The 25,822-nt window shown below is 69.0% G+C and carries 26 protein-coding genes; 8 read left to right on the forward strand and 18 right to left on the reverse strand.

The annotated features are described in order from the left end of the window. Positions 1-106: 106 nt before the first annotated feature. The 5 genes from AB0L91_RS08240 to mftA form a co-directional block, all read right to left on the reverse strand. Positions 107-1,204, reverse strand: coding sequence for a GAF domain-containing protein (locus AB0L91_RS08240; RefSeq protein WP_357342664.1), 1,098 nt, complete (start codon positions 1,202-1,204; stop codon positions 107-109). Between the two features lie 384 nt (positions 1,205-1,588). Beyond that, positions 1,589-3,043, reverse strand: a complete 1,455-nt coding sequence (gene mftG / locus AB0L91_RS08245; protein ID WP_365008239.1) for a mycofactocin system GMC family oxidoreductase MftG — start codon at positions 3,041-3,043, stop codon at positions 1,589-1,591. Positions 3,044-3,053: 10 nt separating this feature from the next. Further along, on the reverse strand, positions 3,054-4,451 hold the full coding sequence (gene mftF / locus AB0L91_RS08250; RefSeq protein ID WP_355273679.1) for a mycofactocin biosynthesis glycosyltransferase MftF: 1,398 nt from the start codon (positions 4,449-4,451) through the stop codon (positions 3,054-3,056). 139 nt (positions 4,452-4,590) lie between these two features. Continuing rightward, positions 4,591-6,084, reverse strand: a complete 1,494-nt coding sequence (gene mftC / locus AB0L91_RS08255; RefSeq protein ID WP_365011220.1) for a mycofactocin radical SAM maturase — start codon at positions 6,082-6,084, stop codon at positions 4,591-4,593. A 2-nt stretch (positions 6,085-6,086) separates the two neighbouring features. Continuing rightward, entirely contained in the window at positions 6,087-6,191 is a 105-nt protein-coding gene (gene mftA / locus AB0L91_RS08260; RefSeq protein ID WP_355273682.1) for a mycofactocin precursor MftA, read from the reverse strand. 174 nt (positions 6,192-6,365) lie between these two features. On the opposite strand from mftA, the gene mftR2 reads away from it, so the two are divergent. Both mftR2 and AB0L91_RS08270 read left to right on the forward strand, forming a co-directional pair. Beyond that, complete coding sequence (mftR2, locus tag AB0L91_RS08265; RefSeq protein ID WP_218719662.1) at positions 6,366-7,004, forward strand: mycofactocin system transcriptional regulator MftR2; 639 nt, start codon at positions 6,366-6,368, stop codon at positions 7,002-7,004. A gap of 37 nt (positions 7,005-7,041) precedes the next feature. Beyond that, on the forward strand, positions 7,042-8,097 hold the full coding sequence (locus AB0L91_RS08270; RefSeq protein WP_365008244.1) for a ferredoxin--NADP reductase: 1,056 nt from the start codon (positions 7,042-7,044) through the stop codon (positions 8,095-8,097). 13 nt (positions 8,098-8,110) lie between these two features. On the opposite strand, the gene AB0L91_RS08275 is transcribed toward AB0L91_RS08270, so the two are convergent. The 4 genes from AB0L91_RS08275 to AB0L91_RS08290 all read right to left on the reverse strand — a co-directional run bounded on the left by AB0L91_RS08275 (position 8,111) and on the right by AB0L91_RS08290 (position 11,287). After that, positions 8,111-8,851, reverse strand: coding sequence for a DNA alkylation repair protein (locus AB0L91_RS08275; protein WP_365008245.1), 741 nt, complete (start codon positions 8,849-8,851; stop codon positions 8,111-8,113). A 103-nt stretch (positions 8,852-8,954) separates the two neighbouring features. Next, entirely contained in the window at positions 8,955-9,719 is a 765-nt protein-coding gene (locus tag AB0L91_RS08280) for an aspartate/glutamate racemase family protein (RefSeq protein ID WP_365008247.1), read from the reverse strand. A 58-nt stretch (positions 9,720-9,777) separates the two neighbouring features. Continuing rightward, the gene (locus tag AB0L91_RS08285) at positions 9,778-9,987 is read right to left on the reverse strand and encodes a hypothetical protein (protein ID WP_355273697.1); all 210 of its coding nucleotides are present in this window, start codon (positions 9,985-9,987) and stop codon (positions 9,778-9,780) included. A gap of 100 nt (positions 9,988-10,087) precedes the next feature. Further along, positions 10,088-11,287, reverse strand: a complete 1,200-nt coding sequence (locus AB0L91_RS08290; protein WP_365008249.1) for an FAD/NAD(P)-binding oxidoreductase — start codon at positions 11,285-11,287, stop codon at positions 10,088-10,090. A 250-nt stretch (positions 11,288-11,537) separates the two neighbouring features. Here AB0L91_RS08290 and AB0L91_RS08295 point away from each other — a divergent pair, with 250 nt between their 5' ends. Both AB0L91_RS08295 and AB0L91_RS08300 read left to right on the forward strand, forming a co-directional pair. Further along, positions 11,538-11,894: an SPW repeat protein gene (locus AB0L91_RS08295; RefSeq protein ID WP_355273703.1), complete on the forward strand. Its 357-nt coding sequence runs from the start codon at positions 11,538-11,540 to the stop codon at positions 11,892-11,894. After that, entirely contained in the window at positions 11,894-12,511 is a 618-nt protein-coding gene (locus AB0L91_RS08300) for a TetR/AcrR family transcriptional regulator (RefSeq protein ID WP_365008251.1), read from the forward strand. Before AB0L91_RS08295 ends, AB0L91_RS08300 begins: the two co-directional genes overlap by 1 nt. Before the next feature lie 63 nt (positions 12,512-12,574). Here the strand turns inward: AB0L91_RS08300 and AB0L91_RS08305 are convergent, their stop codons facing one another. Next, the gene (locus AB0L91_RS08305; RefSeq protein ID WP_365008252.1) at positions 12,575-14,089 is read right to left on the reverse strand and encodes an MFS transporter; all 1,515 of its coding nucleotides are present in this window, start codon (positions 14,087-14,089) and stop codon (positions 12,575-12,577) included. 102 nt (positions 14,090-14,191) lie between these two features. Between AB0L91_RS08305 and AB0L91_RS08310 the strand changes: the two genes are divergently transcribed. Beyond that, entirely contained in the window at positions 14,192-15,133 is a 942-nt protein-coding gene (locus tag AB0L91_RS08310; protein WP_365008255.1) for a helix-turn-helix transcriptional regulator, read from the forward strand. Here the strand turns inward: AB0L91_RS08310 and fusA (AB0L91_RS08315) are convergent. Then, positions 15,082-17,166: an elongation factor G gene (gene fusA / locus AB0L91_RS08315; protein WP_365008258.1), complete on the reverse strand. Its 2,085-nt coding sequence runs from the start codon at positions 17,164-17,166 to the stop codon at positions 15,082-15,084. The genes AB0L91_RS08310 and fusA (AB0L91_RS08315) overlap by 52 nt on opposite strands. A 316-nt stretch (positions 17,167-17,482) precedes the next feature. Here fusA (AB0L91_RS08315) and AB0L91_RS08320 point away from each other — a divergent pair, with 316 nt between their 5' ends. After that, positions 17,483-17,911 (forward strand): PPOX class F420-dependent oxidoreductase, encoded by a 429-nt coding sequence (locus AB0L91_RS08320; RefSeq protein ID WP_365008261.1) that lies wholly within the window; start codon positions 17,483-17,485, stop codon positions 17,909-17,911. Between the two features lie 146 nt (positions 17,912-18,057). Next, positions 18,058-18,372, forward strand: a complete 315-nt coding sequence (locus tag AB0L91_RS08325; protein ID WP_355274635.1) for a nitroreductase/quinone reductase family protein — start codon at positions 18,058-18,060, stop codon at positions 18,370-18,372. Between the two features lie 9 nt (positions 18,373-18,381). On the opposite strand, the gene AB0L91_RS08330 is transcribed toward AB0L91_RS08325, so the two are convergent. Beyond that, entirely contained in the window at positions 18,382-19,197 is an 816-nt protein-coding gene (locus AB0L91_RS08330) for an alpha/beta fold hydrolase (RefSeq protein ID WP_365008263.1), read from the reverse strand. Between the two features lie 259 nt (positions 19,198-19,456). Between AB0L91_RS08330 and AB0L91_RS08335 the strand changes: the two genes are divergently transcribed. After that, entirely contained in the window at positions 19,457-19,972 is a 516-nt protein-coding gene (locus AB0L91_RS08335; protein WP_365008266.1) for a carbohydrate-binding protein, read from the forward strand. 80 nt (positions 19,973-20,052) lie between these two features. On the opposite strand, the gene tuf is transcribed toward AB0L91_RS08335, so the two are convergent. From tuf to AB0L91_RS08365, 6 genes are all read right to left on the reverse strand, one after another. Next, positions 20,053-21,243 carry an elongation factor Tu gene (gene tuf, locus AB0L91_RS08340; protein WP_355273724.1) on the reverse strand — a complete coding sequence of 397 codons (1,191 nt, stop codon included), beginning with the start codon at positions 21,241-21,243 and terminating at the stop codon, positions 20,053-20,055. A gap of 114 nt (positions 21,244-21,357) precedes the next feature. Continuing rightward, positions 21,358-23,460, reverse strand: coding sequence for an elongation factor G (gene fusA, locus AB0L91_RS08345; RefSeq protein WP_365008269.1), 2,103 nt, complete (start codon positions 23,458-23,460; stop codon positions 21,358-21,360). Positions 23,461-23,610: 150 nt separating this feature from the next. Further along, positions 23,611-24,081, reverse strand: a complete 471-nt coding sequence (gene rpsG, locus AB0L91_RS08350) for a 30S ribosomal protein S7 (protein WP_019049358.1) — start codon at positions 24,079-24,081, stop codon at positions 23,611-23,613. A gap of 1 nt (position 24,082) precedes the next feature. Further along, a complete protein-coding gene (rpsL, locus tag AB0L91_RS08355; protein ID WP_019049359.1) occupies positions 24,083-24,457 on the reverse strand; it encodes a 30S ribosomal protein S12 in 375 nt (124 codons plus the stop codon). A 273-nt stretch (positions 24,458-24,730) separates the two neighbouring features. Beyond that, positions 24,731-25,285 carry a DUF3558 domain-containing protein gene (locus tag AB0L91_RS08360; protein ID WP_365008272.1) on the reverse strand — a complete coding sequence of 185 codons (555 nt, stop codon included), beginning with the start codon at positions 25,283-25,285 and terminating at the stop codon, positions 24,731-24,733. Further along, a complete protein-coding gene (locus AB0L91_RS08365; protein WP_355273733.1) occupies positions 25,282-25,809 on the reverse strand; it encodes a DUF3558 domain-containing protein in 528 nt (175 codons plus the stop codon). The genes AB0L91_RS08360 and AB0L91_RS08365 overlap by 4 nt, the downstream gene beginning before the upstream one ends. Positions 25,810-25,822: the final 13 nt, after the last annotated feature.

Genomic DNA, 25,822 nt, shown 5'->3' on the forward strand with positions numbered 1-25,822 from the left:
ACGAACGTCCAGTCTCTCCAAGGAGGTTGCCACGACCTGGGCATCAGTGTGTGCCACACCACATCTTCGGCAGATGTGTGAGCTACCACACTTTCAGAACGGGAGACTATGAGCCGAAACGTTGCATCTGCGTTGCATCGGTACCGAGGCGCCGATCGAGCACCCGGATCTTGGCCTCGATCTGCGCATACAGGGGCGAATCGCGGTCGACGGTGGACCGGTACGCGGCCCACGCGGCGGCGTCGTCGCGGCCTTCCGGGCCCGCGGTCCACCGGCGCAGCACGCCGGGATCGGCGGAAGCGAGCACCGCGGTGCGCAACCGCACCCGAAGCTCGTCGCGGATGTCGCAGATGCCCGGAGCCGACGATCTCGGGAGCACCGGACCGGCGTACAAGCGCAATGCGGATTCGATATCACCGGAGTCGAGCGCGGCCCGCAGGGCCTCCACATCGGTTGCGACATGGACGCGCAGACGGTAGGGGCGCGATCCGACGACCGAGGCGCCGATCACCGACCGCAGGCGCGACATCGCCGCGCGGATGGTGCCGTTGTCCAGATCGGTGTCGTCGAGCAGCAGCGCCAGATGATCGGCGCCGAGCCCCTCGGGATGTTCGGTGAGCAACAGCAGGATCTCGGCGTGCCGCTGAGACAGCGACACCCGCTCCCCCGCCACCGTCAATTGCGGCTGGCCGAGTCCGAGGACCTCGAGTCCGAGCCGGGCCGGTTCGCTATCGGCGGCCTGCTGGCCGGCGCGGCCGGGCTCGGCCGCGGGCACCCCGCGACCCGCCCGCATCGCCCGCAGCACCAGATCCATCTCGGCCGCCGTCGCCGCGGCCTTGACCAGAGCGAGGATTTCAGGCTTGGCCACCCGCATCCCGCCGGCAATCATCAGCACGCCGATCAACCGGCCGTCCGGCTCGTGCACGGGGGCCGCCGCGCCGGTGATCTGATGCATGCGATGGAGGAAATGTTCGGGTCCGTGAATCCACGTCGCCCGGCCGGTGCGCACGACGAGACCGACCGCGTTCGTCCCGATCCGGCGCTCGCTCAGATCGTCGCCTTCGCGCACGCCGATCTCGGCAGCGGCGGCGACCTGTTCCGGATGACCGTGCACCGACAGCACCCGGCCGAACTGGTCGGCGACCGTCACGATCAGTCCAGCCCGCGCCGCGTCCTGGACCAGCAGTTTGTCGATGAGTGGCATCAGCGCGGCAATGGGATGAGCATCCCGGTAACGCACCAGATCGGCACCACGAAGACCGCGACCGTCGAGTATGTCCGTCGGATCGATTCCACCACGCGTACTGCGCAACCAGGACTCAAGAACGAGCGGACGCAACAGGCCGGCCAGCTGGGTCAGCTGGTCACCACCGGCACTGAGAAAACCATGGGCCTGTGCGGCATAGGCTTCCAGAGCTCCGAGCTGTGCGCCCGACTCTGCCGCCTGCCGTGGGGGCCGCCCACCTGCGAGATTGCTGACCATTTGCCTTTCTTTCCCGCTACAAACTGTACCGGTGAGTTATCGGCAGCCTCGTCAGAAGTGTGGGTTTGTCCCGCAGGTCACATTGTGGTAGCAGATGTCACTTCGTCACACCCGGTGCCGACGGGCTATCACTGTGGCGAGCAGCACTGTCGCGGCCTGTGGGCCACGGCCCAACGGGACGGGCACGATCGACAGATCGGCCACGGTCAGGCCCTCGATGCCGTGCACCCGGCCGTGGTCGTCGACCACGGCGCGCGGGTCGTCGGCGGGGCCCATCCGGCAGGTGCCCGAAAGGTGCTGGGACGTCCCCAGATGCGAGCGTAGCCAGGCGTCGTCGATGGTGCCGAGCGGCCGGTCGAGGATCCGCGCGGCGACCTCGACCCCGGCGCGCAGCCGGTCGCGGTCGGCGGCGGCGCGCAGATAGCCCTGGTCGATCCGGGCGGGAACGGCCGGGTCGGCCGAGACGAGGGTGAGTGTGCCGGTCGACTCCGGATACATCAGCGCGACGCCGAGCCGGCGCAGGCCCGGCGTGAACATCGGGGTGTACGGACGCAGTTCGAGGTCGCCGAGTTCCAGGACGTATTCGAGGGCGACCGCGCTCGTCGTCGGCGCGGGCGCCGGGTACTCGACGCCGATCTCCGGATGATCGGTGCACCACTGCCCCACCGGCGCGGGCCGCACCACCGGCACGCCGAGCGAGCGCAGCAGCGGCTCCGGGCCGATGCCCGAGCGGATCAGCAGCGCGGCCGATTCCACCGCGCCCGCGCACAGGATCACCCGGTCGGCGTAGGCCGTGCCGTGTGCGCGACCGCGCGTCCACTCGACGCCGACCACCCTGGCGCCGCGCACCACCAGGCGGGTCACCATCGTCGTGCCCGCGATCGTGAGGTTCGGGCGGGCGAGTGCGGGATAGAGATGGGTGAACGCGGGGCCAGCTCGGCGACCGTCCGCGATCGCCAGCGGCACTCGTCCGAAGCCCACCGCACCCGGTGGGTGGCCGGGAATCTCGACCCCGGCGGCGCGAGTTTCCCGGCCCGGGGGGCGCACTTCGGGGCGGGCGTTCAGGTCGGCGATCTCCGTGAAACCCATCGCCGCGCACCGCGCAGCGAAGTCCACGCTGACCGGAGCCGGGTCGGCCGTGCGGCGGATCGGGATCGGACCCGTGGCGCCATGACCGGGCGCGGCGCCGAAATCGTGGTCGGTCTCCACGTCGCGGAGAAAGGGCAGCACGGCGTCGAACGACCAGCGCGCGCTCCCGGCCACCGCACTCCACGCCGTGAAATCGGCGGCCGTCGGGCGGACGAAGTAGCTGCCGTTGATCGCCCCCGATCCGCCGATCAGCCTGCCTCGCACGATGTTTCCCGCGTACCGCCACACCACGCCGGATTCCGGGCCGACCGGCAGCTGTCGCGGATCGAGTAGGTCGGCGGGTACCGCGGTGGCCGACGGCCACACCGGCCCGGCCTCGAACACCCGCACCGTGTGCGCCGGGTCGGCGCTGAGTTCGGCCGCGACCACACAGCCCGCCGACCCGGCGCCGACGACGAGAGTGTCCGTCACGTGGGCGAACTCAGCGCGGCGGCACGCTCGGCTTGAGCGCCTCGAAGCTGCGGGCCCTGATCACGCCGAGCCACAGGCCGCTGCCGTAGGCCACATCGTCGAGCCGCTTGTAGGCGACGTACCGCACCGGGTCGAGGCCGCCCGCGTCGCGGTGGGTGAACCAGTCGGCCAGACCGTCGGCCAGCGCCATGGTGATCGCGATCTTGCGGATCCGCCGGGAGGCGAGCACCGCGATCAGGGTCACCGGCCAGTAGTCCCGGCACATCGCCGAAGCCAGCCGCCACATCCCGGCGAAATAGCCGCGCGCCAGATACACCGCCGCGATGCGCGTCGGATTGTCCAGTTCGGTGAACACCCGCCGCATCCGGACGAGGGCGGTGGCCAGCGTGACCAGCCCGCCGAGCAGGCCCCACTTGGACAGCGTCGCGAACAGGATGCTCGCCAGCACCGTCCAGGTCGGCACCGACAGCGGCGTGACCATGCCCGCGTGCCGCTTGCTCAGCGGCGCGGCGCCGGTGCCGTAGAACAGCCTGCGGCCGAACCAGGCGCGGAAGGCCACCCGGTGATCGTGGGCGACGTGCGCGGCGGGCTCGTAGCGCAGCCGCCAGCCCGTCCGTTCCAGCCGCCAGCACAGGTCGACGTCCTCGGCCACCTGCATCGACTCGTCGAAGCCGCCCTCGCCGAGCAGCGCGGCGCGCCGGGTCAGCAGGGCCGCGCTCGGGACGTAGGACACGACACCGCGCGCGTGCACCGCGGACTCGCGCCTGCCCAGATCGAGCGAGGACCGGGTGTGCTCGTAGCGGGCCAGCGCGTTGGACTCCTTGTCCAGCGCGACGATCCGCGGCGCGACCAGCGCCACCTGCGGATCGCTGAAGTGCCCGAGCATGACCTCGAGCCAGCCGCTGCGCGGCACCACGTCGGAGTCCAGGAACGCGACGAAGCCCGTTGTCGCCGCCCGTAATCCGGCATTGCGGGCGGCGGCCGGGCCGAGCGGGGACTCGTGCCGCAGCACGGTCACCTGCCCGCGGCCCTGCCGGGGCGGGATCAGCACCGGCTCGTCGGAACCGTCGTCGACGACGATCACGTTGTGCCCACGCAGGGTGGCCAGCAGCCGCATCAGCCCGTCGGCGTTGTTGTACAGCGGGATGACGACGGTGACGTCGTCGAGCGAGGGCAGCAGTCGCGGCCGCGGGTTCGCCACACCGGAATCGAGCAGCCGGCGGGCGACGATCGCGGACTTGGTGTCGGTCACCTCCAGGTACCCGTCGCCGATCAGCTCGGCGGCCTCCGGGGCCAGGCGCATGATCCGCGCGGGCGATCCACCGATCAGGATCCGACCCCCGGAAAATGCGCGTACCCGTGGATCGATCCGTACCCCGAAGCCGTCGGGCAGACGATCATGGCGCATTCCTCGCATGCTATTCGCACTCGAGCTCGCAGACATCATCACCCCACAAAAAAGGAGGAAAGTCCGCCAGAAATGCCGCCGTGACCGAAAACCGGGCGCGTCAACAAGATCGGCAGCGCACTTTCGGCAACCGGCCTGTCTATCCGAGTGGACTCTCGTTGCACGCCTTGGCAGGAGCGCGCTTGACCGTCAACGGCAGCGAGACCCGACCACGGGTACGAACCGGGCGTGAATGGTCGACCGCGGGTCGCGGAATCGTGCGCCCCGGCATCGACAACGCCGCTTCGCCGTAGCCCTGCACGCATTCCGGGTCGGGACCGTTGGCGGGCAGGCCGGTGAAGAACTTGGCCGCCATGCAGCCGCCACGGCACGCGTCGTAGTGCGAGCACTTGGTGCACGCGCCACCGTCGACCGGCTCGCGCAGCTCGGCGAACAGCTCCGAGGTGGTCCACACCGCGTCGAAACCACCGTCGGCGACGATGTTTCCGGCCTTGAACCGGTCGTGGATGGCGAACGGGCAGGCGTAGACGTCACCGACCGGGTCGACCAGGCACACCACCCGGCCGGCGCCGCACATGTTCAGGCCGGGCAGCGCCGAACCGAACGCGGACAGATGGAAGAACGAGTCGCCGGTGAGCACGCCCTCGCCGTTGGCGACGAGCCAGTCGTAGAGCTCGCGCTGCTGTTCGGGCAGCGGGTGCAGTTCGTCCCAGACATCGGCGCCACGGCCGGACGGACGCAGCCGGGTCAGCCGCAGGGTCGCGCCGTAACGGTCGGCGATGGCCTTGAATTCGTCGAGCTGGGCGATGTTGTGCCGGGTCGCGACGACCGAGAGCTTCGCGTCCTCGAAGCCCGCGTTGTGCAGGTTCTCCAGGGCACGGATCGCGGTGTCGTAGGAGCCGGGGCCGCGCACGGCGTCGTTGACCGCGGCGTCGGCGCCGTCGAGCGAGATCTGCACGTCGACGTAGTCGCTGGCGGCCAGCCGCGCGGCGACCTCCTCGTTGATGCGAACGCCGTTGGTGGAGAACTTGACCCCCACGTGGTGGGCGGTCGCGTAGTCGACCAGTTCCCAGAAGTCGGGCCGCACCGTCGGCTCACCGCCGCCGATGTTGACGTAGAAGATCTGCATGCGCTCGAACTCGTCGATGAGCGCCTTGCACTGCTCGGTGGTCAGCTCGTTCGGATCGCGGCGACCCGACGAGGACAGGCAGTGCACACAGGACAGGTTGCACGCGTAGGTGAGTTCCCAGGTGAGACAGATCGGTGCCGCCAGACCGGATTCGAACCGGTCGATCAGCTTGCCGCCCTGAGTGGTGTCCGTGGAGGCAGGCAGGCTCACCGGCGTGACCGGCGTGACCGGGCCCGGCGCGGGCACGATCATGTCGGTGTCGGCCAGCTGTGCCAGCGCCTTGATGTGCGCGTCGGACACGCCGACGCCCTTGGCTCGCAGCGCGTCCCGCACCGAGGCGTGGGCCGGCAGCGACTGCACCACGTCGACCAGATCGCGGCTCTTGAGGAACGAGAGCTTGCGGGTGCCGAAGTGGTACAGCAGCGCACCGAAGGACTCCGGGCGCAGCGAGACGCGCGGATGCAGCGCCCAGCGGGTGTCGAGATCGAGCACGCCTGCCTCCATGGTCAGTACACGCCGCACATGCCGTCGATGCTGACCTCTTCGATCAGCGTCTCGGTGACCAGGTCGGCGTCGGATTCGACGGTCGCAGGCGTTGCGTTCTCGGGCATGACTACCTCCATTGTGTTGCCGGTCACCGCCGACTTTAACGTCAGTGACTGCCATAAAGGGCGGAATTCGAAAATCTCGATGGCCGCGAGCGCCTCGGCGCACCCCTCTAGACTTCCGGGAGCAGGACGGGAACGGGCCGATGAGCCCGGTGGCAGTAGAGGTGAGGCGGAAGCTTGCGTAACCACGGAGGGGCAGGGAGCGGCGCGCATTCCACACTCTCGGAGTCGGAGATCGTCGAGGCGGCGCTGCGCGTCGTGCGCGAGGACGGCGTGGAGAAATTGTCGATGCGCAGACTCTCCCGCGAGCTCGGCGTCTCGCCGATGGCGCCGTACTACTACGTCGCCGACAAGCGGGAACTGCTCGATCTGGTGGCCAGCGCGGCGCTGCTGGGGGTGCGCAAGCCCACCCGCGAGTCGGGGCCGTGGCAGGAGCGCCTGCGCGACCTCATCGATCAGATAGACGATAAACTGCGCAGGCATCCCGGCCTGGGCGACATCCTGCTCGAGCAGATGCTCGGCAAGCAGCTCGACCTGATCGACGCGGTGATGGAGATCCTGTTCGACGCGGGCTTCAGCGACCGCAACGTGCTGGCCGCGTATGCGACCATCCACACCTACCTGTTCGGGCGCAGCCGGGTGAATCCGCGCGACCGCTCCGCCCCCGCGGACGTGCTGTTGCCCGAGGCGGTGGCGCGGGCCACGAAGTACATGGCGGACCTGCGCGGCAAGTACTCCTACGACTTCGGGATGGAGGTGCTGGTCGCCGGTCTCGAGGCACAGCTTGCCCTGCAGGCGCGTCCCGACCTAGCATGAAACTGAAACACGTTCTAGTTTTGTTCGAGAGGACGACATGACCACAGTCGAGGTTCCGCACGGTTCGCGCTCGGTGGTGCTGCGGGTCGCCGCGGTGATCGCCGAAACGGCCGACACCCACTCCGTGGTCTTCGAGGTGCCCGCCGACCTCCGCGAACGCATGGCCTACACCCCGGGCCAGTTCCTGACCCTGCGTATCCCCAGCGACCAGACCGGCTCGGTCGCGCGCTGCTACTCGCTGGCCAGCTCGCCGTTCACCGACGATCTGCCCAAGGTGACGGTCAAGCGCACCGAGGGCGGCTACGGCTCGAACTGGCTGTGCGACAACATCTCCGCCGGTGACCAACTCGAGGTGCTGCCACCCTCGGGCGTGTTCACCCCCAAGAACCTCGACGAGGACCTGCTGCTGTTCGGCGCGGGCAGCGGCATCACCCCGGTGATGTCGATCCTGAAGTCGGCGTTGTCGCAGGGCAACGGCAAGATCGTGCTCGTCTACGCCAACCGCGACGCCGACTCGGTGATCTTCGCCGACGAACTGCGCGACCTGGTCGGCAAGCACCCCCAGCGACTGTCGGTCATCCACTGGCTGGAACCGCTGCTCGGCCTGCCCACCGCCGACATGCTGGCCACCCTGGTCGCCCCCTACACCGCCTACGAGGCGTTCATGTGCGGCCCGAAGCCGTTCATGGACCTGGTCCACGACGCGCTGGCCACCCTCGAGGTGCCGCGTTCCCGCACCCACGCCGAGGTGTTCAACTCGCTGGCGGGCGATCCGTTCGCCGACCACGCCCCCGTGGAGATCTCCGACGAGGAGGCCGCCGACGCCGCGACCGTCGAGGTGGAGCTCGACGGTCAGGTGCACGAGCTGTCCTGGCCGCGCAAGCAGACCCTCGTCGACATCATGCTCGACAAGGGCCTGGACGTGCCGTACTCCTGCCAGGAGGGCGAGTGCGGCTCCTGCGCCTGCACCGTGCTCGAGGGCAAGGTCGAGATGGGCAACGCCGAGATCCTCGACCCCGAGGACATCGAGAACGGCTACATCCTGGGCTGCCAGGCCCGGCCGGTCACCGACCACCTCAAGATCCAGTTCTGAGCGGGCGGGCCGCCTAGCGCATCGCGCGGTAGGCGGCGCGTTCCTCCGGGGTCAGGTGCTCGACGGCGTAGCTCAGCGCGGTCCGGCCCATCCTCGCCGCGTTGGCGTCGAGGAAGCCGGTGAGGACCGCGGGATCGACGCGTTTGCCGATCTCGCGCAGCATCCAGCCGAGCGCCTTCTGGATGAGGTCGCGGCGGTCGTCGAGCAGCTCGCTCGCCAGTTCCAGCGTGGTGCTCGGATCGCCCGCCTTGATGAAGGCGAAGGTGGACAGCAGCGCCACCCGGCGCTCCCACAGCGAGTCCCGCCGTGCCAGGTCGAAGAGCAGGCCGCGGTCCTTGTCGAGCAGCCATGGGCCGACGATGTTCTCGGCGGAGGCGTCGACCAGATCCCAGTTGTTCACCCGGCCCCGGCGCACGGCGTCCAGGTAGAACTCGACCATCTCCGCGCGCGCCGCGTCGTCGCGGGTGCGCGGTTTCGACGCCGCGGCGAAGCGGGCGTTCAGGACGAACAGCGCGGCCAGGCGTTCCTCGTGCACCGGGCTGTCGAGCAGGTCGCCGATCTGCTTCAGCGGAAGCGTGCCGAATTGTTTGGCGACCTTGCGCGTAGCGGGGACACGGACGCCGAGGAAGACGTCACCCTCCCCGTATTCACCCGCGCCGGTCTTGAAGAACCGTTGCAGGTGGATGGCATCGGCGGGGTCGGCTTGCTCGGCGAGCGCCGCCCGCACCTGCGCGGCAGTGGGGAGCTCGGACACAGGGCACCTCCGGCGTCGGGGAATTCCCTCGCATTCAACACCGGCGGGCCGACAGATCCGCGCCGACATCCGGCAGGCGTCGGCGCCCTCGTGGGGGATGGCTTCAGCCGGGCAGCGCGCCGACCACGCGGCCGGACTCGAAAGTGGCGGCGCTGCTGGGCAATTCCCCCGGCCTACCGCTGGTCCGCACCGTGACGCTGCCGCTGCCGGTGGTCGGGCGGCCCAGTTCGTCCATCTTGCGGATCGTCTGGGCGGCGACGGCCTGGGCGCTGTCGAACAGGCGGACGCCGTCCGGCAGCGCGCCGATGATGGCATCGATGACCAGCGGATAGTGCGTACAGCCGAGGACAACGCCCTCCACGTCGGCGGGTGTGCGGGCGGCGGCGTCGGCGATGGAATCGGCGATGGCGGGCAGGTCGCCGCGGTCGATGGCGTCGGCCAGGCCGTGACAGGCCACCCCGACCACCTTCGCGTCACCGGCGAACCGGGCGATCAGGTCGGCCTGATAGCTGCTGGCGGTGGTCGCCGCGGTGGCCCACACGGCCACCGACCGGCACTGGGCAGCCGCGGGCTTGATCGCGGGCACGGTCCCGATCACCGGCACCGCGTCGCCCACCTCGGCCCGCACGTGCGCCAGCGCCGTCACGCTCGCGGTGTTGCACGGCAGCACGATCACTTCGGCGCCGAGTTCGAGCGCCTGGCGCGCCGCGCCGAGCACCCGCTCGACCACCCAGTCCTCCGGCTTGGGCCCCCAGGGCGCGCCGTCGGGGTCGAGCAGGAGCAGCAGATCCACGTCGGGACGCATTGTGCGCAACCACGCCGCCGTCGGCAGCAGGCCGAGGCCGGAATCGATAAGCGCGACGATCACGGGGTCCACCGTATTACAGGCCCGCGAAACGACCTGTCGCGACCGTATCCGCGCCCGGCTACACCAGTTCGATCTCGTCGAACCCCACCGTCAGGGTGTGCCGCCGTTCCCGCAAGACACCGCCTTCGCGGTGCACGCTCCCCTCCGCGAATTCCAGCCGCACCGTGGCGCGGCGGACATCGACCTCCTTGACCACACCGCAGACACCGCTGAACGGGCCCTCCGGGAAATAGACGACATCACCGGCCGAGTACTCGGTAAACCCCACGGCGCCACAGTAATCCAGGCCGGGGACAAGTTCGGCGGCCTCGGCCGGTTCTGTGCCGCCGTCCCGACGAATCGGCGCGGCGGCTGTGAACCTCTCCGGATCAGCCCGCGGCGGCGAGCAGATCGGCGACCGGGGTGTCGGTGGCCAGCTTGGCGCGCAGCTTCATCACCTGACCGGTCAGGCCGGCGCCGAGAACGGCGGTGAGGATGCCGTCGCGGGAGTAGTAGACGAGGAACTTACGGCCGTCGTCGCTCACCACGGTGACGTCGTCGGCGGGCGACGGGGTGCCCAGCGCCTGGATCTTGACGTCGTACTGGTCGCTCCAGAAGTACGGCACCCGCGCCGCGGTCGGGGCCGCACCGCCGAGCATCGCGGTGACCAGCAGCTTCGCCTGCTCGCCCGCGCTGGTCCAGTGCTCGACGCGCTTGCGGACGCCGGTGTCGTGCTGCCAGGCGGCGACGTCGCCGACCGCCCAGACGGCGTCGGCGGAGGTGCGGCCCACCTCGTCGGCGAGCACGCCGCCGCCGGCGGACGGCTCGGCCAGTTCGATGCCGGAATCGGCCAGCCAGTCGGTCACCGGGACCGAACCGACCCCGATCACCACCAGATCGGCCTCGATCTCGGTGCCGTCGGTGAGCAGCGCGCCGCGCACCCGGCCGGAGTCGTCGGACCGCAGCGTGTCGACACCGACGCCGCAGCGCAGGTCGACGCCCTCGGCGCGGTGCATGCGGGCCACCAGGCCGCCGATCTGCTCGCCGAGCACCGAGGCCAGCGGGGTCGGCTGCGGCTCGACGAGGGTCACCTCGACCCCCGCGGCACGGAAGCTGGCGGCCAGTTCACAGCCGATGAAGCCGGCGCCGATGATCAGCGCCCGGTTCGCGCCGTCCAGTTCGGCGCGCAGGGTCTGCGCGTCCTCGTGCGCGCGCAGCACGTGCACGCCCGCCACCTGGGGCAGCCCGGGCAGCCTGCGCGGCCGCAGACCGGTCGCGATGATCAGCTGGTCGTAGTCCAGCGCGCTGCCGTCGGCGAGGGCGATCGTACGGGCGGCGGTGTCGACGCCGGTGACCGCGGTCCCGAGGCGCAGCTCGATGTCCTTCTCCGCGAAGAACTCCGGCGGACGCAGGGTGGTGTCGTCGGTCTCGCCGCGCACGAACTGCTTCGACAGCGGCGGGCGGTCGTACGGCGGGCGCGACTCGTCGCCGAGCAGCAGCACGCCGCCCTCGTACCCGGCCCGGCGCAGTTCCTCCGCCGTGCGCAGACCTGCCAGACCCGCTCCGACGATCACGATGGGCGCGCTCATACCTGTGTCCTCTCGGCATGTGCGGCGCCCGCCGCGCTCGCGCGAGCCACCGCCGCCGGGAGCTGACCGCCCATGCCATGTCCTTGTGTCGCGGGCCACTACGGCCCCCCGAATGTTTGTACCAGTGCGCCCCGCCGCAGGTGATACCCACGTCGCAACGCAACCGTGCCGGTTCCGATATCGACCGGGCGGTCAATCAGGAGTAGACCGAGGTCAGAAGTATTTTTCGTCTCTCGAGGAGGCAGTTCCCATGTTCACAGACAGCCGCGCACAGGATCTTCTCGCCGTCGTGCTCGGCGCATTCACCGCGCTGTCGCCCCTGTGGGTCGACACCAACGACAACGCCCGCTGGACCCTCATCGTGCTCGGCGTCCTCATCGCCGCGGCCGGACTGGTCCAGATGGCACGGGCGAGCATGACCGGCGCCGACTACGCGATGGGCCTGTTCGGCGTCCTGCTGTTCATCTCGCCGTGGGCGATGGACTTCACCGCGTTCAGCGGCGCATCCTGGACCGCATGGGTGGTCGGGGTAGTGACGGCGGTGGTGGCGGTCGCCGCGCTGCCCGCGATGAACGAGCGCCTGCACAAGATGGCTCCGCATCACTGATGCCGGGCCGACGCGTCGGGCGCCGCAACGCGAAACGCGATGGCGACGCCCGGCAACTCATTCTGGATGCCGCCGAGAACCTGTTCGCCGCACAGGGATTCGACGCCACCCCGACCGCGGCGCTGGCCGCGGCCGCCGATGTGCCCAAGGGCCTGGTCTTCTACTACTTCCCCACCAAGAACGCGATCCTGTCCGCGCTGATGCGCGAACGCGTTCCCACCCAGCCGCTCGACGACCTCGACGCCGTCGTCGCCCCCGGTGATCCCGCCACCAGCCTGGTCAACCTCGACACCGCGATCAATCTGCGCGATCACCACTCCTCGGTCCTGCGCGTGATCATGTGGCGCGAGGCCGACACCCACCCCGACGTCCGGCGCACCCTGCGCAACCTGCGCGACCAGCTCCTCGACGCCACCGCCCGCGTCCTGCAGGCCAGCGTGCCGACACCGGTGCGCCCGAGCACCCTGCACGCGTGCGCGTCGGCCTGGGTCTCGGCCATGTTCGCCATCGCCAGCACCGACCGCCTGCACGCCCTGGACGGCGTCCCCGTGCCGACCCCCGACGATCTGCTCGATGTCGCCCAGGTGGTGGCGGCGGGGATGACCCAGCTGGGCTGAGGATCGCACGGCGGCCACCCCGGCCGAGCCTGACCGGCAAGCTCGCCCGCTACTCCGCGACCGTCACGCCGGCGCGGCCGCGCGCTCGCCGCCGGTGCCATCGTCCGGAACAGGTACGGCGCGCTTGTCGGCACGAAGGACCAGCACGGCCACCACACCCAGCACGACGTGCAGGACCGCCGCGACCGACGCGACCGCGCGCAGTCCCGTGACGAAGGCGCGCCGCGCGGCGTCGAGTGCCACGGCAGGCGTCTCGGGCAGTCCCAACGTCTCGCCGAGTGTCGGTGCGAGATCGGGCCCGGCCAATCGGAACACCAGCGCGGCCAGCGAGCCGAAGACCGCGATCCCGAACGCATTGCCCAGCTCGTTGCCGGTTTCGGCGAGCGCCGCGGCCGACCCGGCCCGCTCCGGCGGTACCGCCGCGACGGCGATATCGGCCACCACGCTGAACGAGATCCCGTAACCGATGCCGGCGACGGCAGTCGAGGCGAGGTACCAGCCGCTGCCGCCCTCGGCGTCGGCGAGCAGCAGCAGCGACAACCCGGCCGCGATGAGGAAATGCGCGCTGATCAGCGCGTTCGACCGGCCGATCCGGTCGACAACAGCCGGTGTCACGACCGCTGCCGCGGTGAGCACGACAGCGCCGGGCACGGCGAGCACCGCGGCACGGGCGACCGTCAGCCCGAGGACGGATTGCAGGTAGGTGCCTGTGAGGTAGGCAGTCGCCGACCACGCCGCCAGCGGCAGGAACCCGGTGACGATCGCGATCGCGAACACCGGGTTGCGGAACAACGCGAAGTCGACGAGCGGGTGCGCGATCCGCGACTGCCTGCGCACGAACCAGCTCAGCGCGAGGACGCCCGCCACCCCGGCCACCGACCCGGTCGCCGACAGCCCGACCGCCGCCGCGTGCTTCACCGCGTACATCGTGAGCAGCAAGCCACCCGCCGACGCGAGCACACTCGCCCCATCGACCCGGCCCGTTCCCGGCGCCCGCACCTCACGCAGCAGCACCGGCGCCAGTAGCAGGAACACCAGCAGCACCGGCAGATTGATCAACAGCACCGAACCCCACCAGAACCTGGTGAGCAGCTGCCCGGCCACGATCGGCCCGATCGCGAAGCCCGCGGCGAAGGTGGCGGCGAAGATCCCGATGGCCTGCGCCCGCGCGCGTGGATCGGCGAACAGGGTGCTCAGAATGGCCAGCGCCGACGGCAACAGCGTCGCCCCGGCCACGCCCATCAGCACGCGCAGGCCGATCAGGATCTCCGCGCTCGGCGCGAAAGCCGCTGCCGCCGAGGCGATGCCGAAGACCGCAGCGCCCACCAGCAACAGCCGCAACCGGCCGTACCGATCACCGATCGCGCCGAAGGCGATCAGCAGCGAGCCGACCGCGAAGCCGTAACTGTCCAGGATCCACAGGGATTGGTCCGCGGACGGGGTGAGCGCGTCGGTGATCGCGGGCATGGCCAGGAACAGCACCGAACCGTCCATGGCGACCAGCAGCACCGGGCCGAGAATCACCAGCAGGCCGAGCCAGGCCCGCAGCGGTGTGGGTGGGGTGTCGAGTCGAGTCATGCCCCGAATCTGCGATGGTCCGCGCCCGGCAACCAGCCCCGGTGATGGGTACACCTCGCGGGGATACCCGGCGGCTCGCTCTCCTGCCTACGATCGGAAGGCATGGAGCTGGAAAGCCTCGGCACGTTTCTCAAGGCCCGCCGCGACCGGGTCACGCCCGAGCACATCGGGCTGCGGACCTACGGCGCGACCCGCCGGGTTCCCGGCCTGCGGCGCGAGGAACTCGCCCAGCTCGCCGGGGTCAGCGCCGGGTACTACACACGGCTGGAGCAGGACCAGGCGGGAACGGCATCGGCGCAGGTCATCGATGCTATCGCGCGGGTGTTGCGGCTGGACGCCGCCGAAACCGCGCACCTGCACAATCTGGCCGGGCTGCCCGCCGCGCCGCGGCTCACCAGGGCCGAGCCCGAGCGCGCGCACGCCAGGGTCCTCGCCCTGCTCGACGCGCTCGGCGAGAGCATGCCCGCTGTCGTCCTCGGCCGCCGTGGCGACGTCCTGGCCTGGAACCGCACCGGGCACGCCCTGTTCGCCGAGCACCTGGATTTCGCCACGCCCGCCGACCCCGCCCTGCGTCCGTCGATCCCGCGCATGTTCTTCCTCGATCCGCTCAGCCGAGACCGGCACCGCAACTGGTCCGAGCTGGCCCGCGTCCACGTCGCGTACCTGCGACTCACGGCGGGCCGCTACCCCACCGACGCGCACCTGGCCGAACTGATCGGTGAACTCGCCATGCGCAGTACCGAATTCGCGACCCTGTGGGCCGAGGGAGAAGTCGCCGACTGCACCGTCGGCGCGATGCGCCTGCACCATCCCACCGTCGGCGATGTCGATGTCGACTACCAGGTGTGGTTGCAGCCGGACAGCCCCGACCACCGGCTCGAGGTCTACACCCCGCGCGACGCGAGCTCCGCCGACGCGCTGGGCCTGCTCGGCCGACACGCGGTCCGAGCCGGTGGCGCCGTGTCCGTGGACACGACGCCACCGGTGTCTTCTCAGCCGCGCGCGATGATCGACTCCGCGACACCGGCCGGAACCGGCGCGTAGGAGTCGAACACCATGGCGTAGGTCGCCCGGCCCCGGGTCTTCGAGCGAAGATCCCCGATGTAGCCGAACATCTCCTGGAGCGGGGTCAGGGCCCGCACGACGCGCGCGCCCGACCGCTCGGTGAGCTCGGTGACCCGGCCGCGCCGGGCGTTCAGATCACCGATCACCTCGCCGAGGTACTCCTCCGGGGTGACGACCTCGACGGCCATCACCGGTTCGAGCAGCACCGGCTTCGCCCGCGCGACCGCGGCACGCACCGCCGCCGCACCGGCCAGCCGGAACGCCAGGTCCGACGAATCCTGCACGTGGGCGGCGCCGTCGAGCAGCGTCACCCGCACATTCACCAGGGGGAACCCGGCGAGCGCGCCGACCCGCAGCGCGTCCTGCGCGCCCGCGTCGACCGCGGGGATGTACTCCCGCGGCACGCGCCCACCGGCCACCCGGCTCTCGAACTCGTAGACCGCGCCGTCCTCGGCCACGTGCGGCGCCACCGCGATCACCACCTTGGCGAACTGCCCGCGCCCGCCCACCTGCTTGCGGTGGGTGTACTCGAACTGCTCGACGGCGGCGGTGATGGTCTCGCGATAGGCCACCCGCGGTGCGCCGATCTCGGCCTCGACCCGGAACTCCCGGCGCATCCGGTCGACCAGGATCTCCAGATGCAGCTCGCCCATGCCACCGATGACCGTCTGCCCGGTCTCGGCGTCGACCTGCACGGTGAACGTCGGATCCTCCTCGGCCAGGCGAGCCAGGGCGGTGCCCAGCTTGTCCTGATCCGCGCGGGTCCGCGGTTCGATCGAGACCGCGAGGACGGGTTCGGGGAAGACCATCGACTCCAGCACGACCGGCTGGTTCCGATCGCACAGGGTGTCGCCGGTGCCCGTCTCCTTCAGGCCGATGACAGCGCAGATCTGCCCGGCCTGCACCCGATCGACGGCGATCTCGGTGCTCGAATGCATCTGGAACAGCTTGCCCAGGCGCTCCTTTCGTCCAGTGGTCGAATTCAGTACGGTCGCACCGGGTTCGGCGCGGCCCGAGTAGACCCGCAGGTACACGAGCTTGCCGAAGAACGGGTGCAGCGCGACCTTGAACGCCAGCGCCGCGAACGGCTCGGCGACATCGGGTGCGCGCTCGATGTACTCGCCCTCCGGCGAGAACCCGTGCACGGCGACGACATCCAGCGGCGACGGCAGGTAGTCGACGACCGCGTCCAACAGCGGCTGCACGCCGACATTGGCCAGCGCCGAACCACACAGGACCGGGTAGGCGCGCGCGTCGATCGTCATCGTGCGGATGGCGGCCTTGAGCACGTCGACCGGGATCGGCGTACCGGCGAGGTAGCGCTCGAACACCGCCTCGTCGGCCTCGGCGACCGCGGCCACCAGCGCCTCGCGGTGCAGTTCGGCCTCGACGCGCAGTTCGTCCGGGATCTCGACGATCTCGAACCGCGCGCCGCGGTCGGTGTCACCGCGCCACACCTTCGCCGTCATCTCGACCAGGTCGACGATGCCGTCGAACGTGCTCTCGGCGCCGATCGGCAGCTGGATCACCAACGGCCGCACGCCGAGCCGCTCCGCGATGGTCCGCACGGTGAACGCGAAGTCCGCGCCGAGCTTGTCCATCTTGTTCACGAAACAGATCCGTGGCACGCCGTAGCGATCGGCCTGCCGCCAGACCTGCTCCGACTGCGGCTCGACACCTTCCTTGGCATCGAACACGGCGACCGCGCCGTCGAGCACCCGCAGCGACCGCTCCACCTCGACGGTGAAGTCGACGTGGCCGGGGGTGTCGAGGATGGTGATCTCGTGCTCGTTCCACCGGCAGGTGGTGGCCGCGGCGGCGATGGTGATGCCGTGCTCGCGCTCCTGGATCATCCGGTCCATGGCGGCGGTGCCGTCGTGGACCTCACCCAGGGTGCGGGTGACGCCGGTGTAGAACAGGATGCGTTCGGTGGTGGTCGTCTTGCCCGCGTCGATGTGGGCGGCGATGCCGATATTGCGCAGGCGGGCGAGGTCGGTCCGTCTCGTGGTCATGGGAATCCCCCAGTACGTCAACTAGTTCGGTCGAAGAAGTCGACGCTCGCCAGTTACGCGTTCCACCGGACGGCACGGGCATCGAATCACGCGCCGCCCCACCGGCGCCCGAGGACCCGATGCGAACTAGCGCCGCGACAGCGGACGTACCGTAACCATGCCCCCAGTTCTACGCGCCCGGAGCGGGCCTGTCGACGGGTTTTCCGGAGGGTGCGGGCATAAATCCACCCGGTACCGCAGTTCGTCTCAACGAGGGGACATCGCCGTTCGCGGTGACCTCGGCCAGCGCGTCAGCCCACCCAGAGGAGACCCACCGATGACAGCGGCATTCGACCCGCACGATCTGCTCGCGGCAGCGAAGCTCGGCGTACTCGCCACCATCAAGGCGGACGGACGGCCCCAGCTGTCCCCCGTCACCCCCTACTACGACCGCGAGGCCGGGGTCATCTACGTCTCGATGACCGAGGGCCGCGCCAAGACCAGCAACCTGCGTCGCGACCCCAGGGCCGCCTTCGAGGTGACCGCGCCCGACGGCTGGTCCTGGGCCACCGCCGAAGGCAGCGTCACCCTGACCGGGCCCGGCACCGATCCCGACGGGCCGGAGGTCGCCGCCCTCGTCGACTACTACCGCGCCGCCGCGGGCGAACACCCGGACTGGACCGAGTACCGCGAGGTGATGGTCGCCGATCGCCGCGTGCTCATGGCGCTCACCGTCGAACACGTCTACGGCGCCAAGATCCGCTGATCGCCGGAACCGCCTCGGCGCCAAGAACTCTCAGGGCACTGCCAGAGCGGCTCGGTACCGTGGGCGAGACCAGCCCGTTCGTCATCATCATCAGGCAGGAGAAATCGTTGAGTCAGGAATCGTTGTTGCACCGGGTCGTGCGGGGGATGAACGCCGGCGTGGTCGCGCTGACCGAAGCCCCCGTCGTCGGGAAGTTCCTCGGTAAGGCGTTCGCGCAGGTCAGCTATGTCGGGCGGCGCTCGGGACAGACCTTCAGCACCCCGGTCAACTATCGCCGCTCCGGGGACGAGTACATCATCGGCGTCGCGCTGCCCGACAAGAAGAAGTGGTGGCGCAACTTCCTCGGCGAGGGTGGCCCGGTCACCCTGCGCATCGACGGCGTCGACAAGCCCGGCCACGCGGTGACCCACCGTGACGACCGCGGCCGGGTCACCGTCCGCGTCCGGCTCGCCCCGGCCTGATCCCGCCGCTCAGCTGCCCGGCGTCGTCAGGAACGCGGTGACGTCGGGCGCGAAGCGCTCGTGCTTGATCGCGCCGAGGTGGTTGGTGTCCGGGTAGACCACGAGCCGGGCGCCCGGAATGCCGTCGGCGGTATGCCGGAAGGTGTCGACGGAGTAGTACTCGTCCCGGTCGCCGCCGACCACCAGGGTCGGGGCGGTGATATCGGCCAGTCGGCCGTCGAGGTCGAAGGTGTCCTCGGCCCGCACGAACGCGAGGGTGTCGGCCGGATTCTTCGGCCGCACCAGCGGATCGGCCAGCCACGCGACCGCCCCGGCCAACCGCGCCTTGACCGGCGACTCGATCCCCTGGGTGGCCAGGTGCTGGAGCGACCGCTTGCCCGCGGCCGCGGCCGTCGCGTACTTCATCTGCGATGCCCTGGCCGCGTCCTCGAGCCGATACCCCGACGAGGCGACCACCAGCTTGCGCACCGCCGCCGGCTGATCCGCGGCGAGCTGCAACGCCAGCGACCCACCCGAGGAGATCCCGAGCACGTCCACCGGCGCACCGAACTCCGCCAGCAGCCCCTCCGCGTGCTCCCGCGCGATATCGGCCATCGTGGTCCCCGCCGCCATCCCCGGCGCCCGATTCACCGCGTACACCCGAAAATTCCTGGCCAGCGGCGCCATCGTCTTGACCTCCGCCCGCCGCACCAACCCCGTCGGATTGGCATGATCCGGCATGAACCACCGCAGGAACACCAGCGTCGGTCCCTCCCCGAACGCCAGATACGGCATCCCCCGCCCGAGCACGCCCTCAGTGACTTCGAACCCTCGCACCACCGCCACGCCACCCTCCGCTCCATCGGAAACACCAGCCCCGCACGCTACCGAGCTCGCCGCTGCCACACGATGACCTCCCGGGTCACGGACGCCCCAACCGCTCAGGCTCTCTGGCCGAGATGCGTCCGAATATCCACTACGACAACGACTTTCAGACATCTCGGGTCGATATTGTCGATCTTGAATGACACCGACGTGTACCAATCGAAGTGGCAGCGATCCGGCTGCCGACGAGGTTCGCCTCGGTGAGCAAACAAGGACGACGATGAAGTACACACGTGCCTGGAGTATCGGCTTCGCCGCCCTCGGATCTGCGATGGCGGCGGCCCTGGTGGGGGTAGCCCCGGCACAGGCCAATCCGATCAGCATGACGGTCTCGAGCAACGACGTCTATGTCGGCCAGGCCTACACCCTGACGATCACCTGCGACTTCCGATCGACCGTAGCGGTCATCGACAATGGCGAAGTCCTCGGAAACACACCTGTCGCGCCCGGCGAGAATCTGATCGCCACCGCACAGTGGACACCTACCTCGGCGGGCAAGCACACCCTCGTCGCCGAGGGCTGCATGAGCGCCTTCCAGACCAACACCCCGATCCAGATCGAGGTGCAGGTCCAGGAAGCGCCCCCGGCCACGCCCGCCTGGCAACTGGGCGCCACCTATCAGGTCGGCGACAAGGTGACCTACGACGGCGCCGAGTACCAGTGCCGCCAGTCCCACACCGCCCACGCCCCGAACTGGACCCCGCCCAACACCCCGGCCCTCTGGCAAAAACTCTGACCGTCCACCGGTGACCTGAAACGCCGAACGGCGCCGCTCCCGGGGGAGCGACGCCGTTGCGGTGTCAGTCAGTCAGAGACTCACTTGATGATCTTCGTGACGCGACCGGCGCCGACGGTGCGGCCACCCTCACGGATCGCGAAACGCAGGCCCTCGTCCATGGCGACCGGCTGGATCAGCTTGACGGACATCTCGGTGTTGTCACCGGGCATGACCATCTCGGTGCCCTCGGGGAGGGTCACAACGCCCGTCACGTCAGTCGTACGGAAGTAGAACTGCGGACGGTAGTTGTTGAAGAACGGGGTGTGGCGGCCGCCCTCGTCCTTCGACAGGATGTACGCCTGGCCCTCGAACTCGGTGTGCGGGGTGGTGGTGCCCGGCTTCACGACGACCTGGCCACGCTCGACATCTTCGCGCTTGATGCCACGAACCAGCAGACCGACGTTGTCGCCCGCCTGGCCCTGGTCGAGCAGCTTGCGGAACATCTCGATACCGGTGACGGTGGTCTTGGTGCTCTTCTCGCGGATGCCGACGATCTCGACTTCCTCGTTCACGTTCACGATGCCGCGCTCGACGCGACCGGTGACGACGGTGCCACGACCGGTGATCGTGAAGACGTCCTCGACCGGCATCAGGAACGGGAGCTCGGTCTCGCGGACCGGGTCCGGGATCGACTCGTCGACGGCGTTCATCAGCTCGAGGACCGCGTCGGCCCACTTCTGGTCACCCTCGAGGGCCTTCAGGCCGGAGACACGCACGACCGGCGCGTCCTCGTCGAACTCCTGCGAGGCCAGCAGCTCGCGGACCTCCATCTCGACGAGCTCGAGGATTTCCTCGTCGTCGACCATGTCCGACTTGTTCAGCGCGACCAGGATGTAGGGCACGCCGACCTGACGGGCGAGCAGCACGTGCTCGCGGGTCTGCGGCATCGGGCCGTCGGTGGCGGCCACGACCAGGATCGCGCCGTCCATCTGGGCGGCACCGGTGATCATGTTCTTGATGTAGTCGGCGTGACCGGGGGCGTCGACGTGCGCGTAGTGGCGCTTCTCGGTCTGGTACTCGACGTGGGAGATGTTGATCGTGATACCACGAGCCTTCTCCTCCGGCGCCTTGTCGATCTGATCGAACGCGAACGCGGCGTTCAGATCCGGGTACTTGTCAGCCAGCACCTTGGTGATCGCCGCAGTCAGCGTGGTCTTGCCGTGGTCGACGTGACCGATGGTGCCGATGTTGACGTGGGGCTTCGTCCGCTCGAACTTCGCCTTCGCCACTGTTGTCCTCCTGGACTAGTTAGTGCGTGCTTTTTTGCAGCAGTGCGGTTATTAAGGGGGGTCGTGCTGACGCCCGGTTGCCGGGGCCAAGCGTACTTGGCCCCGGCAAGCGAATTACTCGCCGGTCGCCTTGGCGATGATCTCCTTGGACACGTTGGCCGGAACCTCCGCGTACTGGGCGAACACCATGGAGTAGTTCGCGCGACCCTGGGTCTTCGACCGCAGGTCACCGATGTAGCCGAACATCTCCGAGAGCGGAACCAGCGCCTTGACGACACGGGCACCACTGCGTTCCTCCATGGCCTGGATCTGGCCACGGCGGGAGTTGAGGTCGCCGATCACGTCGCCCATGTAATCCTCGGGCGTGATGACCTCGACCGCCATGAGCGGCTCGAGGATCACCGGACCGGCCTTACGGGCCGCTTCCTTGAGGGCCTGCGAGCCCGCGATCTTGAACGCCATTTCCGAGGAGTCGACGTCGTGGTACGCGCCGTCGAGCAGGGTGACCTTCAGGTTCACCAGCGGGTAGCCGGCGAGCACGCCGTACTGCATGGCGTCCTGGGCACCCGCGTCGACCGACGGGATGTACTCACGGGGCACGCGACCGCCGGAGACCTTGTTCTCGAACTCGTAGTGCGCGCCGTCCTCGCCGACGAAGGGCTCGACCGCGATGATGACCTTCGCGAACTGGCCGGAGCCACCCGTCTGCTTCTTGTGCGTGAACTCGAGCTTCTCGACCGGCTTGGTGATCGTCTCGCGGTAGGCCACCTGCGGCTTACCGACGTTCGCCTCGACCTTGAACTCGCGCTTCATGCGGTCGACGAGGATGTCGAGGTGGAGCTCGCCCATGCCGCCGATGACGGTCTGGCCGGTCTCGGCGTCCAGCTTGACCGAGAACGTCGGATCCTCGCGCGCCAGCTTCTGGATCGCGGTGCCGAGCTTCTCCTGGTCGGACTTGGTCTTGGGCTCGATCGAGACCTCGATGACCGGGTCCGGGAACGTCATCGACTCGAGGACGACCTGGTTCTGCGGGTCGGAGAGGGTGTCACCGGTGGTGGTGTCCTTCAGACCGATCACGGCGTAGATGTGGCCGGCCGACGCGGTGGTGACCGGGTTCTCCTTGTTGGAGTGCATCTGGAACAGCTTGCCCAGGCGCTCCTTCTTGCCCTTGGTCGAGTTGACGACCTGCGAGCCGGAGTCGACCTTGCCCGAGTACACGCGGACGTAGGTGAGCTCACCGAAGAACGGGTGCACCGCGATCTTGAACGCCAGCGCCGCGAACGGCTCGTCGACGTTCGGCTTGCGGGTGACGAGCTCCTCTTCCTTGCCCGGGATGTGGCCGGTGGTGGCCTCGACATCCAGCGGGGAGGGCAGGTAGTCGATGACCGCGTCGAGCATGGGCTGCACGCCCTTGTTCTTGAACGCGGAACCACACAGCACCGGGTACAGCTCGGAGTTGACCGTCATCTTGCGGATGGCGCCCTTGATCTCCTCGACCGAGAGCTCCTCGCCGCCGAAGAACTTCTCCAGCAGGGACTCGTCGGACTCGGCGACGGTCTCGAGCAGCTCCTGACGGTACTGCTCGGCCCGGTCCTTGAGATCGGCCGGGATCTCGACGACCTCGTACTCTTCGCCGAGCTTGGTCTCGCCCTTCCAGACCTTGGCGTTGTTCTCGACCAGGTCGACGATGCCCTCGAAGTCGTTCTCCGCGCCGATCGGCAGCTGGATGACCAGCGGCTTGGCACCGAGACGGTCCTTGATGGTCTGCACCGTGAAGTAGAAGTCGGCGCCGAGCTTGTCCATCTTGTTCACGAAGCAGATACGCGGCACGTCGTACTTGTCGGCCTGACGCCACACCTGCTCGGACTGCGGCTCGACACCCTCTTTGCCGTCGAACACGGCGACCGCACCATCGAGCACGCGCAGCGACCGCTCCACCTCGACGGTGAAGTCGACGTGCCCGGGGGTGTCGATGATGTTGATCTGGTTGTCTTTCCAGAAGCAGGTGGTAGCGGCGGAGGTGATGGTGATACCACGCTCCTGCTCCTGCTCCATCCAGTCCATCGTGGCCGCGCCGTCGTGGACCTCACCGATCTTGTACGTGATACCGGTGTAGAAGAGGATGCGTTCGGTAGTGGTGGTCTTGCCCGCATCGATGTGGGCCATGATGCCGATGTTGCGGACCTTGTTCAGGTCGGTGAGCACGTCCTGTGCCACGGAAATCTTCCCCGCTCGTTAGCTAGTTGGAATTCTCGGGAACGACCCTGGTTCGGGTCGTCACAATGTCAACGCCGGGGGCGGCACCGAAGTGCCGCGTCCCGACTGAAAGCCTTCCGGCGCCGACACTAGCGACGGGCCGGGCGGCAATCACCAGCGGTAGTGCGCGAAGGCCCGGTTCGACTCGGCCATCTTGTGGGTGTCCTCGCGACGCTTCACCGAAGCGCCGAGGCCGTTGCTGGCGTCGAGGAGCTCGTTGGCGAGACGCTCGACCATGGTCTTCTCGCGACGGGCGCGGGAGTAGCTGACCAGCCAGCGCAGCGCCAGGGTGTTGGCGCGGCCCGGACGGACCTCGACCGGCACCTGGTAGGTGGCGCCACCGACACGGCGGGGCTTCACCTCGAGGGCGGGCTTGACGTTGTCCAGCGCACGCTTGAGGGTGACGACCGGGTCGGTGCCGGTCTTCTCACGCGCCTGCTCGAGAGCACCGTAGACGATGCGCTCGGCGGTGGACTTCTTACCGTCCAGCAGGATCTTGTTGACCAGCTGAGTGACCAGCGGCGACCCGTAGACCGGGTCGTTGATCAGCGGACGCTTGGGTGCGGGGCCCTTGCGTGGCATATCAGCTCTTCTCCTTCTTGGCGCCGTAGCGGCTGCGGGCCTGCTTGCGGTTCTTCACACCCTGGGTGTCCAGCGAGCCACGGATGATCTTGTAGCGGACACCGGGGAGGTCCTTCACACGACCGCCACGGACGAGCACCATCGAGTGCTCCTGCAGGTTGTGGCCCTCGCCGGGGATGTACGCCGTGACCTCGACTGCGCTGGTCAGGCGAACACGCGCGACCTTACGCAGCGCGGAGTTCGGCTTCTTGGGGGTGGTGGTGTACACGCGAGTGCACACACCACGACGCTGCGGGCTCCCCTTCAGGGCCGCAGTCTTGGTCTTGGAGACCTTGTCGCGGCGACCCTTGCGGACCAGCTGGTTGATGGTTGGCATAGACCGGCTTTCCTTATTGGTAATTGCGGCTGTCGGAACACATGTCTTCAGTTCATCGAGCTTTCACTCGCACGTCCGACCGTGTTTCCGTTTACCCGCGGTCGGGCGTGTCGCGCGCAGCTCAGGGCCCTTTTTCTGGGCACGCTGGAACGTTCCGGCCGCTCTCGCTGGCCTACGTTCACGCACGAACTTGCCCGTAGCAATCCGGGCACAGGGATCCACGATACCCGCGTGCCCGAATCCGGGTCAAAGCGGGGTGGCCCGTCAAGGCTTCTACCGGGCCAGATCCAAGGTCAGCTCCACCAATTTCTGGGCGGCGGCGCACGGATCCGGATGGGCCGAACCGGGTTTGTAATTGATCCACCAGCCGACGACCCCGACATCGGCGGCCGGGGCGGTGACGCCGCAGGAGTCGTTGTCGTTCGGCCTGCGCACCTGCAGCGCCCTGCGGCCCTGCACGGTGATGTCGCCGGTGAGGTAGCCCAACTTGTCGTTGGTGGTCTTCTCGTTGTTCAGCGTACCCATCTCGTACCAGTTGAGCGTGGCCATGGCACTGCCGCCGGGGGCGTCCTCGATGTTCCACATGCAGACGGCGCCGCTGAAGGAGGTATTCACGTAATCGGCGTTGCCGACGATCTCGCCGATCTTCTCGGGAGCGACCACCTCGCACTCGCGCAGCAGCTTGTCGAAGTTGGTGTTGATCGGCTCGTCGCCACCACCGCTGCCCAGCGGCTGCGCGGTGCCGGGAACCTTCGCACCACAGCCGGCCAGCGCCGCGGTGAGCACCAGCGCGGACGACAGGGCGGCGACGATCCGGCGCGCGCTCACTGCAGCCGTCCCACGGTCAGTTCGGCCAGTTGCCTGGCCTTGTCGCACGGATTGCCCGCGGCCGCGAACGCGCCGTACGACATCGACCACTCGAAGAAGTCGTCGTCCAGCTGAACGGCGAGATCACAGATCGTGCCGTCGGGGTCGAGGGCCTGGAAGCCGGGACGCCCGCCGACATCGATGGCCTGCGGGTTGCGGCCCACGTTGGACACCCAGGCCTTCTCCCGCTCGATCGGACTGCCGCGATAGGAGGCGAACGTCACACTGGGCGAGGACAATCCGGCCGACTCCCAGTTGCAGCCGGTGGCGTTCTTGTAGACCCGCGAGAGCTGGCCGATACCGGCCATGGTGCGCACCTCGTCGTCGGTGACGTGGCCGCACTCGCCGACGAACGGGCCGAGCGAGGCCACCTTCGGTGGTGGTCGCATCGGGCCGGTCGGCGTATCGGAGTCGCCCCCCGATCCGCACGACGTCAGCACGACAACCAGAGCCATGCCGGTGATGATCGCCGAGGGGATCCGCATGCCATGAACTGTA

Origin of the sequence: Nocardia sp. NPDC051833, from assembly GCF_040681225.1 — a bacterium.
GTDB lineage: Bacteria > Actinomycetota > Actinomycetes > Mycobacteriales > Mycobacteriaceae > Nocardia.